Below are 10,745 nucleotides of genomic sequence, written 5' to 3' on the forward strand. Positions count from 1 at the left end.
GAACGTGATGCCGCGCCGGTCAAGAAACAGCCAGACTGTCGAGGGCGCCACCCGCACGCCGCGCTCGCCAGCAAGGCGCTCGCCGATCTCAGCAAGGGTGATGTCCGGTGTCTTCTCGATGAGGCCCAGAATGAAGGCCTCGTGCGTATCAAGCTTCGAGCGCGACGGCTGTCCCTGCTTGCGCCCTTCCATCTCGCCGGTCTCGCGATAGCGGCGATACCAGGCCCCGGCCGTCGAGATGCCGATGCGGAAGCGTCGTGCCGCCTCCCGCGTCGAAACCCCATCTTCGATCGCTGCAATTACCCGACCGCGAAGGTCTCCGCTCAGGCTCCTCGTCATCATCTCCTCCTGGCAAATCACAGGAGCAGTGAATCAGACATTGTTCATCGCGTGAATCCTCAAAGCGACTCGGTGTTCGTCAAATTTGCTCTAGAGGCCATTTTCAGCAACTCTGACAAGAGTGCCAGTTACATGAATGAGTCGCGCAAGTTCGGCGACTACATGTACAGCACGCTGTCACAAATTGACGAAGGTGGCCGATTCTATCGGATAATCGTCGTGTGAAGGCGGCGAAGCCGCTTCACACTTCACCATGTCCATCTTCCCGAGGAAGTGTACCCCCGTCGCCGCAAATTCCTTGAGCATCGGGGTCAGGCGAAAGCGCTTGCCAGAGGCCGACAGCTCCGCTGCGCCATCCCGGTATCGCACTGATATGCCGTGCGTCTGCGCGGCGAGAAAAGCTATTGCTGGTGATGAAGGGGCTTTCACGCGCGGCTGCCCGATTCCTGTGACTGATCCCCGGATCAAGTGAGGGGATAGGAATGACGGAGGGGAAGGCGGCCTACGCCGCCTTCTCCACTTCACCATACGGATCGAACCGCCCGTAGAACGTCTCGCCCTTGGCGGCCATCTCCTTCAGGAGCGGCGTCGGCGCGAAGTGGTCGCCGTATTGGGCGGCCAGCTTTTCGCAGAGCGCCACGAAGGTCTTCACGCCCATGCCGTCGATGTAGGAGAGCGTGCCGCCGGTATAGGGGGCGAAGCCGAAGCCGAGGATGGAGCCGACGTCGGCTTCGCGCGGGTCCGTGACGATGCCTTCTTCCACCGTGCGGGCGGCTTCCAGCGCGATCGTCACCAGGAAACGCTGCTTCAGGACGTTGACGTCGACTTCGGAAGCCGGCTTCTGCGGGTAGAGGTCCTTCAGGCCCGGCCAGAGGGACTTCTTGGCGGGCTTCGGCGGATAATCGTAGAAGCCCTGGCCGTTCTTGCGGCCGCGGCGGTCCAGCTCGTCGACCATCTTGTCGATGAGCTTCATGTGCTCCGGCTTCACAGAGGCTTCGCCGAGGTCGGCGATCGAAGCCTTCATGATCTTCTGGGAGAGATCGACCGCAACCTCGTCGTTGAGCGACAGCGGGCCGACCGGCATGCCGGCCATCTTGGCGGCATTCTCGATCATGGTCGCCGGCACGCCCTCGGCCAGCATGTCATAGGCCTCGTTGATGTAGCGGAAGACGCAGCGGTTGACGAAGAAGCCGCGCGTGTCGTTGACGACTATCGGGGTCTTCTTGATCTTGCCGACGAAATCGAGCGCCATGGCGAGCGCCTTGTCGCCCGACTTCTCGCCGAGGATGACTTCGGTCAGCATCATCTTCTCGACCGGAGAGAAGAAGTGGACGCCGATGAACTGCTCCGGGCGCTTCGAATTTTCGGCAAGGCCGGTGATCGGCAGGGTGGAGGTGTTGGAGGCGAAGATCGCGGTTTCCGGGATGACGGCTTCCACTTGGCTGATGACGGCCTTCTTGACGGCGCGGTCCTCGAAAACGGCCTCGACCACGAGATCGACATCGGAGAGCGTGGAATAGTCCGGCGTCGGGGTGACGAGGGAGAGGAGCTTTTCGCCCTCTTCCTTCGTCATGCGGCCCTTGCCGACCGAATCTGCGACCAGCTTTTCGGAGACGGCCTTGCCCTTGTCGGCGGCTTCCTGGTCGCGGTCGATGAGGACCACGGGGATGCCGGCGGCGGCCGTGACATAAGCAATCGAGGCGCCCATGAAGCCGGCGCCGACGACGCCGACCTTTTTGATCTCCGTCTTCGGCACGCCGGCCGGGCGGCGGGCGCCCTTGCCGAGTTCCTGCATGGAAACGAAGAGCGAGCGGATCATCGAGAAGGCCTCGGTGGTCTGCAGAACTTGAGTGAAGTAGCGCTGCTCGACCTTCAGGGCCGTGTCGAAGGGCAGTTGCAGACCCTCGTAGACGCATTTGAGGATGGCGAGCGCGCCCGGATAATTGCCGGCGGTTTCACGGCGCAGGATGGCGGGTGCTGCCGGGAAGAGCTGGGCGGCTGCCGGCGTCCAGACGCCACCGCCCGGAACCTTGAAGCCCTTCTCGTCCCAGGGGGCGACGGGCTTCAGGCCGTCCTTGATCATCTGCTTGGCGGCGTTGATGAGTTCGGCGGGCTCGACGACCTGGTGGACGAGGCCCATGGCCTTGGCGCGCTGGGCGGTCAAGGACTGGCCGGTCGTCATCATCTGCAGGGCGTCCTGGGCGTTCGCCAGGCGCGGCACGCGTTGGGTGCCGCCGGCGCCCGGGAAGATGCCGACCTTGACCTCAGGAAGCGCGATCTTGACGGACTTGGAATTGGCGGCGACGCGGCCGTGGCAGGCGAGCGAGAGTTCAAAGGCGCCGCCCATGCAGGTGCCGTTGATGGCCGAGACCCAGGGCTTGCCATTGGTCTCGATCTTGCGCCACAGCCAGGACATGCGGCCGGCGGCATCAAAGAGCTTCTGGACGGCCGACTGCGGATCCTTCGCCTTCTCCTCGGCGAGCATGGAGAACATCGACTTGATCATGGTGAGATCGGCGCCGCCGGAGAAGGAAGACTTTCCGGAGGTGAAGACGACGCCCTTGACGGCCTCGTCGGCGACGGTCGCATCGACGATCTGCTCGATCTCGTCCATCACCTCGAGGGTGAAGACGTTCATCGACTTTTCCGGCATGTCCCAGGTGACGAGGGCGATGCCGTCCGCATCGGTTTCGACGGTGAAGTTCGTGTAGGTCATCGTCAATCCTCCCTTAGACGCGTTCGATGATGGTGGCGGTGCCCATGCCGGCACCGATGCAGAGGGTGACGAGCGCGGTGTTCAGGTCACGCCGCTCCAGTTCGTCGAGCACGGTGCCGAGGATCATGGCGCCGGTGGCGCCGAGCGGGTGACCCATGGCGATCGCACCGCCGTTGACGTTGATCTTGTCGTGCGGAATATCGAAGGCCTGCATGTAGCGCAGCACGACGGCGGCGAAGGCTTCGTTGAGTTCGAAGAGGTCGATGTCGGAGAGCTTCATGCCGGAGCGCTTCAGGAGCTTTTCGGTGACGTCGACCGGGCCGGTCAGCATCAGCGCCGGATCGGAGCCGATACTGGTGAAGTGGCGGATTTTGGCGCGCGGCTTGACGCCCATCGCCTCACCGCCGGCCTTGGAGCCGATCAGCACAGCGGCGGCGCCGTCGACGATGCCCGACGAATTGCCGGCATGGTGGACGTAATTGATCTTTTCCACTTCCGGATGGGCCTGGATGCCGACGGCTTCGAAGCCGCCCATCTCGCCCGGCATCTGGAAGGAGGGGTTGAGGGAGGCCAGCGACTGCATGTCCGTCGACGGGCGCATATGCTCGTCACGGTCGAGGATCACCAGGCCGTTCTGGTCCTTCACCGGGATGACCGACTTGTTGAAGTAGCCCTTCTCCCAGGCGTTGGCCGCCCGCTTCTGGCTTTCCACCGCATAGGCATCGACGTCGTCGCGGGTGAAGCCGTACTTGGTGGCGATCAGGTCGGCCGAGACGCCCTGCGGCATGAAATAGGCGGGGAAGTTGACGGACGGGTCCATGTACCAGGCGCCGCCGGACATGCCCATGCCGACGCGCGACATGGATTCGACGCCACCGGCGATGACGATGTCGTCGGAGCCGGCCGCGACCTTGCCGGCGGCGAAGTTGACGGCATCGAGGCCCGACGCGCAGAAGCGGGAGATCTGCATGCCGGGGGCGGCGAAGGAGTAGCCGGCCTCGAAGGCGGCAGCCTTCGGGATGACGGCGCCGGCATCCATGACCGGATCGACGCAGCCCATGATGATGTCGTCGACAGTGGACGTGTCGAGGCCGTTCCTGTCGCGGATCGCTTCCAGCGTCTTCGCCGCAAGCCGGACGGAGGGCACTTCGTGCAGCGATCCATCCTTCTTGCCGCGGCCGCGCGGCGTGCGGACATGGTCGTAAATGAAGACTTCGGTCATGGTGTCATCTCCCTGGGTGGCAAGCTGCAAAGCACTCGCCGATCTAAACTCACGACCCCTCACCAACAAAATCTAAGACTTAGCTGAAGCTAAGATCTTGATTTTGTAACCTCTCCCACACGGGGAGAGGGTTGGGTGCCGAATTCGCCTCCCCGGCATCTCTCCCCTTGTGGGAGAGAAAGCAATTTCGACATCTTAGCGCAGCTAAGTGTCAGAAATTGCAAGTGAGGGGGCTCGCATTTCTGTCAGAATGCTTCCGCAGCCAGTTCCATCATCGTGTCGGCGCCGGTTTCGATGCGGACCTTGCGCAGGGCCGTTTCGGGCATGATGCGCTCCATGTAGAATTTCGCCGTCACGAGCTTGTTCTTCAGGTAGTCCTCGCGAGGATCGCCCGCAGCAATGCCGGCCTGGGCGGCCTTTGCCATCTTCGCCCACATGTAGCCGAGGGTGACGAGGCCGAAGAGGTGCATGTAGTCGGTCGAGCCGGCGCCGGCATTGTCGGGCTTGGCCATGGCGTTCTGCATGAACCACATGGTGGAAGCCTGCAGGTCGTTCAAGCCCTTCTTGAGCGCCTTGGTGAACGGCGCCATTGCCTCATCGGCGCGGTTTTCCTCGCAGAAATCGCCGATTTCCTTGAACATGGCCATTACGGCGCGGCCGCCATTGAGCGCCAGCTTGCGGCCGACGAGATCAAGCGCCTGGATGCCGTTCGCGCCCTCGTAGATCATCGCGATGCGGGCATCGCGGACATACTGGCTCATGCCCCATTCTTCGATGTAGCCGTGGCCGCCATAGACCTGCTGGGCCATGACCGCGTGGTCGAAGCCCTTGTCGGTCAAGACACCCTTGAGGATCGGGGTGGCGAGGCCGAGCAGGTCGTCGGCGTTCCGGCGCTCTGCGGCGTCTTCCGAACGGTGAGCGATATCGGACTTCAGCGCCGTCCACAGCATGAAGGCGCGACCGGCTTCGTTGAAGGCCTTGATGGTCATCAGCGTGCGGCGGATATCCGGATGGACGATGATCGGGTCGGCCTTCTTTTCCGGCGCCTTGAGCCCGGAAAGCGACCGGCCCTGGATACGTTCGCGGGCATAGGCGACGGCGTTCTGATAGGCCGTTTCGGCGATCGAGAGGCCCTGCAGGCCGACGCCGAGACGGGCCTCGTTCATCATCACGAACATGGCCGCCAGGCCCTTGTTCTCGGCACCGATCAGGTAGCCGGTCGCCTCGTCATAGTTCATGACGCAGGTGGAGTTGCCGTGGATGCCCATCTTGTGCTCGATGGCGCCGCAGGTGACGGAGTTGCGGTCTCCGAGCGAACCGTCTTCCTTGACGATAAACTTCGGCACGATGAAGAGCGAGATGCCCTTCGTGCCTTCCGGCGCACCCTCGATGCGGGCGAGCACCAGATGGATGATGTTGTCGGTCATGCCGTGTTCGCCGGCGGAGATGAAGATCTTCTGGCCGGAGATCCTGTAGGTGCCGTCGCCGTTCGGAACGGCCTTGGTGCGCAGGAGGCCGAGGTCGGTGCCGCAATGCGGTTCCGTGAGGTTCATGGTGCCGGACCAGGTGCCTTCGACCATCTTCGGCAGGTAGGTCTGCTTCTGCTCGTCGGAACCGTGGACGAGGATCGCGGCGATCGCGCCCTGGGTCAGGCCCGGATACATCATCAGCGACATGTTGGCGGAGGACATATACTCGCCGACGGCGGCGTGCAGCGTATAGGGCAGGCCCTGACCGCCAAACTCTTCCGGCACCGCGAGACCGATCCAGCCGCCCCGACAATACTGGTCATAGGCTTCCTTGAAACCCTTCGGCACCGTGACGGTGCCATCGTCGTGGCGCGTGCAGCCTTCCTGGTCTCCCGACAGGTTGAGCGGGAAGAGTGCTTCCTCCGCAACCTTGGCAGCTTCACCCAGGATGGCCTCGACCATGTCTGGAGAGGCATCGGCGAAGCCCGGCAGATTGCCGTATCGCTCCAGGCCGAGAACATCGTTCAGTACGAAAAGGGTATCGTTTACCGGAGCCTTGTAGACAGGCATGGTCGAGCTTCCTCCATAAACCTCGCACGGACGCAGAACGTCCGCCATTTCGCCTGCCATGAATAATTGACGTTTGCGTAAACGTCAAACAGACGGTGCGGAAATTTTTGCGGCCTCGGGCTGAGGCCGATTTCCGACTTCAGGCACACCATGGGAAACGTAGCACAAAGGTTAAATTTCCCATCCGGCTTAACGGGTTGTTTACCACGTTCGGGGAAATAGTTGGCAGGGGCAAGACCTGCTCCGCTGGTGCATCACCGGGCCGAGCGGACGACCTTTCCAGCGTCGGCGCCAGCCTCGCCCACCCGACCGGAAGCAGCGGCCGAGACCGGAACGGCCGCCACGCCTGAACCTTGGAACGAGCAGCGAGATGAACGGTTCACGATCGACATATCCCCGCCACGGCGACAGATCGTCCCTCGACGCGCTCAACCGGACGATAGAAGGGCTGGAGGCGCGGCTGGAAGGGCTGATGCAGTCACGCGGCGAGCATCGGCCGGACCGTCCGGCGCGGGCCGTGGACGCCGCCCCTGCGGTACCGGCACCGATCTCCCGGGACCCGCTGCAGGAAATCCGCGACCGCCAGAAAAGCCTTGCCCATGCCCGCGAAACCAGCACCGGCCGGACGCCGCCGGAGCCCGTTTCCCGGAGCGCCCGCCCGCCGTTGGAGCCGCGCCGGCCGCACCCTGCAGCCGGATCGGCAACCATGCGGGCCGCATCCACCGCAAATCTTTCCCTGCATGATCGGCCAGAGGCGGCGGCAGGTTCGCGTACCGACATCAAGCGCGACATCGATGACGGGGCCGCCCGCCATGAGAGCACGCTTAGCCCGAGAATCGGCAGCAGGCGCCCGGCCGCCGGGAGCCCTCATCCGAGCGATGAGATGCGGGCGGAGCTTCAACGTCTTGCGGATGGCATCGAGGCGGTCGGCCATCGGGCCGGTCCCGCGGCCGACGCATTGCGGGCGGAATATGAGCAGCTGCGTGCAGTCGTCGACGGGCTGGCACGGGAGGAAACGGTCCGGCGCCTCGACATGCGCTGGGACGGCCTTGAAGAGCGCCTCCTCGACCTCAACACGAACGAGCTGCGGGAAGAACTGGTCGGATTGGCCTACCGGATCGACGATATCAAGAACCAGCTCGGCGCCGTGCGCGACAGCCCTGCGATCCGGGCACTCGAGCAGAAGCTGCTGACGGTCGCCACGGCTGTAGAACAGCTGGGCTCGCACATCCAGCCCAACGACATAGCGTTCAAGGACCAGTTCGCGCTCCTCGACGACCGGCTGGACGAGATCAGCCGCGCGATCGCGGCCAGCGGTCGCGGCGGACCGGCGCCTGCGATGGACCAGGCCGCGCTGGAACGGCTGGAGAACCGGATCGGTTCGCTCGCCCAGCAGATCGACGCCATGGCCGTCGGGGCCGGACCGGATGCCACCCGCCTGCTCTCCGATCGCATCGAGGATCTTTCCGAGCGGGTGGGCCAGCTGGCGGACGACCAGATCGTCCTGCGCCTGGAGGAACGGATCGAACACCTCTCGGCCATGCTGGAAAGCACACCCCGGCCGCAGGAACTCGACCTGACCGACTTCCTTGCGGAGATTTCCGAAAAGATCGACCGGTTGGAGGGCGGTGCCAGCCAGGACCTGATAGAACGACTCGACCGCCTGGCACGCCGGATCGAAGAAATCGAATATCTCCGGATACATTCCCAGCCAGCCACCGATCCCGCCGCTTTCGAGCGGATCGAAGACAGGCTGAGCGGGATCGCCGCGAGACTGGACGAGACGGCACGCTCCCCGGTCCACGATAGTGCCGCGCTGCAGAACCTGGAAGCGCAGATCGCCCACCTGTCTTCGCTCATGAGCGATGCGGGGCCCTATCGTCCGGCACTGCCGGAGGATATCGGTCACCGGATGGCCGCGCTCGAGGACCACCTCGCCACTAACGACGAATACATCCTGGAGGCCGCCCGCCAGGCGGCCGAGGCGGTGGTGGAAAGCTTCTCCCGGCATGGGCAAGGCGGCGGATCTGCCATGGACATGGCCGCCGTAACCGCTCTCGCCGAAGACCTTCGCCACCTGGAGGAACTGACGCGCAGCAGCGAGGAACGCTCGCAGCACACGCTCAATGCGCTCCACAGCACGCTCGTCCAGATCGCCGACCGGCTCGACGCCATGGAAGACCGCATCAGGCCACCCATGATGGGACTCGCGGAGACGGCAGGTACGGCCAACCATTCCCGTTCCGCAGCAACCTCCTTCCCCGTCGGCAGCGAGCCTGCGGAACGGAGCGCGGCCGGCAGCCCCCATCAGGACCTCATGCAGTTGCTGGCGAGCGGCACGGCGGCGGCTCCCGCAGCGCAGCCGATGCCGGCCGAGCCGACGGCCGACCGTGAGAATCCCAAAGCCGCTCAGGAGCAGACAGCGGAAGACACGGCGGTCGCGCCCGACATTCCGATGTCCGGCACGACCGTCGGCGACCGGAGCGGTTCCGGCAGGAGCATACTCGGCCAGATCACCAAGCGCCTGATGCCGGGGCAGAAGCCGGTGGCGGCGAAAAGCGGGCGGATCGTCGTGGATCCAGCGCCTTCGCTCGATCCCGTAGACATACTGCCGGCCGAGCAGGAAAACGAGCCGCTGGAGCCCGGTTCGGGGACGCCGGATGTGCGCAAGATCCTGGAGCGGGTCCGGGCAAGCCAGGCCAAGGCGAATTCAGACCGGAAGCAGCCGGGGGAAACCGACCGGACGGACTATATTGCAGCGGCTCGACGCGCCGCCAAGGCGGCCGCGATGGAAACGGATCCGGCGGCGATGAGCGGCGGGACGAGGAAGAAGACGTTCCCCGCAAAGCCGGGCAGTGACAAATCGTCGGCCGGAACCGCGCTGGCACGATACCGCCGGCCCATCATGATGGCGGCCGGAGCGGTTCTTCTCGTCCTCATGACCATGCCGCTCGTCAGGACACTGACCGTGGGCGAACAGGCGCCGCCCGCCACCATCGAAGCGCCGCCGGCCGACGTGCAGCCTGCGGAGAACGCGGACGCCGATGCCGCGCCGGAAAGCGCGGCCACGGCGCAACCCGAGGCAGCTGCTGCAGCGCCGGTCGAAGAGCTCGTGACGGCGTCGGAGGCGGCCCTGGACAAGGGGACGCCGGAGTCTTCGGAGGAGACGACGACGGCGGAGGAATCGCCGATCGCCATGCAAGCCGCAGATGCACAGGCTGCAGCCACAACGGACACACCCACCGAGACGGCCGAAGCGCCTCCCGCAGCGGAGCTCGCCCCCCGGATCGTCGTGCCGGCTTCGATCGGACCAAAATCGCTCGCGGAAGCGGCCGAAGCCGGCGACGCCATCGCCCTCTTCGAAATCGGTGCCCGCTATACGGACGGCCGGGGCGTTACGGGCGACCTTTCCGAAGCTGCCAACTGGTACAAGCTTGCCGCCGACCGAGGCTTTGCACCGGCCCAGTACCGTCTCGCCAGCCTCTTCGAGAAGGGGACCGGGATCACCCGCGACATCGACAAGGCGATGACCTATTACCGGCAGGCGGCCGAGGCGGGCAATGCGAGCGCCATGCACAACCTTGCCGTTCTCTACGCGTCCGGCGCAAACGGCGAGCCCGATTATGCCTCGGCCGTCGAGTGGTTCGGGAAGGCCGCCGATCTCGGTGTGTCCGACAGCCAGTTCAACCTCGCGATCCTCTATGCCCGCGGCAACGGCGCCTCCCAGAACCTCGTGGAATCGTACAAATGGTTCGCCATCGCCGCCAAGGGCGGCGATCAGGACGCGGCGGCGAAACGGGACGAGGTCGCCAAGGCGATGCGGAAGGATCAGGTCCAGGCAGCCCAGCTTGCCGCCGACAGCTGGAAGCCGCAGCCGCTGGACTCGGACGCCAACGAGGTGCGCCTCCCCGATGAATGGGCAGGGGGCAAGCCGCTGACGACCGCCTCGGTCGACATGGAAAGGGCCGTCCTCAACATCCAGGCAATCCTGAACAAGAACGGATTCGATGCCGGAACGCCGGACGGGAAGATGGGCCCCAAAACGGTCGAGGCGATCAAGACCTTCCAGACCTCGATCGGCCAAGAGCCGACCGGAAAGGTGAACGACGCCCTGGTGAAGGAACTGCTGAAGCGCAACAGCTGAGCCGCGCCGCATGCCGGTCGAGCGGCGGCCGGCGAGGCAAAGCAGGTCTCGGTCCGCCAGCCGCCCGCATGAAGAGCGACATCTTCATGCCTTGTTCACCGGCCATGTGAGACACTTCCCTTCCATCGCAGCGGGGGCGAAGAAAACCCGCCCGCGCGCCGCGCCGTGATGCTCATTCGCCTGTCGGGGTTCCGCCGTGACTGTCTACCTGCCGATCGCAGAGCTTTCGGTCAACATCTTCATCATTCTCGGGATGGGTGCGGCCGTCGGCTTTCTTTCGGGCAT

At 64.5% G+C, this 10,745-nt stretch carries 5 protein-coding genes; 1 reads left to right on the forward strand and 4 read right to left on the reverse strand.

Features of this window, described 5'->3' with window-relative positions:
• The 4 genes from RTCK_RS08005 to RTCK_RS08020 form a co-directional block, all read right to left on the reverse strand.
• On the reverse strand, nucleotides 1–339 hold a 339-nt coding region (locus RTCK_RS08005; protein WP_185927948.1), incomplete at its 3' end, for a helix-turn-helix domain-containing protein.
• A 502-nt stretch (nucleotides 340–841) separates the two neighbouring features.
• Nucleotides 842–3,055, reverse strand: coding sequence for a 3-hydroxyacyl-CoA dehydrogenase NAD-binding domain-containing protein (locus tag RTCK_RS08010; RefSeq protein ID WP_142592410.1), 2,214 nt, complete (start codon nucleotides 3,053–3,055; stop codon nucleotides 842–844).
• A 13-nt stretch (nucleotides 3,056–3,068) separates the two neighbouring features.
• Nucleotides 3,069–4,277: an acetyl-CoA C-acetyltransferase gene (locus tag RTCK_RS08015; protein ID WP_142592411.1), complete on the reverse strand. Its 1,209-nt coding sequence runs from the start codon at nucleotides 4,275–4,277 to the stop codon at nucleotides 3,069–3,071.
• Nucleotides 4,278–4,522: 245 nt separating this feature from the next.
• Nucleotides 4,523–6,316: an acyl-CoA dehydrogenase C-terminal domain-containing protein gene (locus RTCK_RS08020; RefSeq protein WP_142592412.1), complete on the reverse strand. Its 1,794-nt coding sequence runs from the start codon at nucleotides 6,314–6,316 to the stop codon at nucleotides 4,523–4,525.
• A 370-nt stretch (nucleotides 6,317–6,686) separates the two neighbouring features.
• Here RTCK_RS08020 and RTCK_RS08025 point away from each other — a divergent pair, with 370 nt between their 5' ends.
• Complete coding sequence (locus RTCK_RS08025) at nucleotides 6,687–10,460, forward strand: peptidoglycan-binding protein (protein ID WP_142592413.1); 3,774 nt, start codon at nucleotides 6,687–6,689, stop codon at nucleotides 10,458–10,460.
• Nucleotides 10,461–10,745: the final 285 nt, after the last annotated feature.

The organism is Pseudorhizobium endolithicum (assembly GCF_902153245.2).
Taxonomy (GTDB): domain Bacteria; phylum Pseudomonadota; class Alphaproteobacteria; order Rhizobiales; family Rhizobiaceae; genus Neorhizobium; species Neorhizobium endolithicum.

Coding starts and splice junctions, on each gene's coding strand:
- RTCK_RS08015 (WP_142592411.1), bottom strand. CDS start 4,277: ATGACCGAAGTCTTCATTTACGACCATGTCCGCACGCCGCGCGGCCGC.
- RTCK_RS08010 (WP_142592410.1), bottom strand. CDS start 3,055: ATGACCTACACGAACTTCACCGTCGAAACCGATGCGGACGGCATCGCC.
- RTCK_RS08025 (WP_142592413.1), top strand. CDS start 6,687: ATGAACGGTTCACGATCGACATATCCCCGCCACGGCGACAGATCGTCC.
- RTCK_RS08020 (WP_142592412.1), bottom strand. CDS start 6,316: ATGCCTGTCTACAAGGCTCCGGTAAACGATACCCTTTTCGTACTGAAC.